1 rRNA gene is annotated in these 541 nt (G+C 54.2%); it reads left to right on the forward strand.

Annotated features, from left to right (window positions below):
* Positions 1 to 515: ribosomal RNA gene (locus tag ACP7EY_RS24055) — 16S ribosomal RNA — on the forward strand; the annotation flags it as partial.
* Positions 516 to 541: the final 26 nt, after the last annotated feature.

A 541-nucleotide genomic window follows, 5' to 3' on the forward strand; every position in this document is an offset into this window, starting at 1 on the left:
GTGCTCGAAAGAGAGCCGTAACACAGGTGCTGCATGGCTGTCGTCAGCTCGTGTCGTGAGATGTTGGGTTAAGTCCCGCAACGAGCGCAACCCTTGTCATTAGTTGCTACGAAAGAGCACTCTAATGAGACTGCCGGTGACAAACCGGAGGAAGGTGGGGATGACGTCAAGTCCTCATGGCCCTTATGGGTAGGGCTTCACACGTCATACAATGGTACATACAGAGGGCCGCCAACCCGCGAGGGGGAGCTAATCCCAGAAAGTGTATCGTAGTCCGGATTGTAGTCTGCAACTCGACTACATGAAGTTGGAATCGCTAGTAATCGCGGATCAGCATGTCGCGGTGAATACGTTCCCGGGTCTTGTACACACCGCCCGTCACACCATGGGAGCGGGTTTTACCAGAAGTAGGTAGCTTAACCGCAAGGAGGGCGCTTACCACGGTAGGATTCGTGACTGGGGTGAAGTCGTAACAAGGTAGCCGTATCGGAAGGTGCGGCTGGATCACCTCCTTTCTAGAGTTGCACAGGTAGAGATACCG

This window comes from Massilia sp. DWR3-1-1 (assembly GCF_049898325.1).
Classification (GTDB): domain Bacteria; phylum Pseudomonadota; class Gammaproteobacteria; order Burkholderiales; family Burkholderiaceae_D; genus JAFCUW01.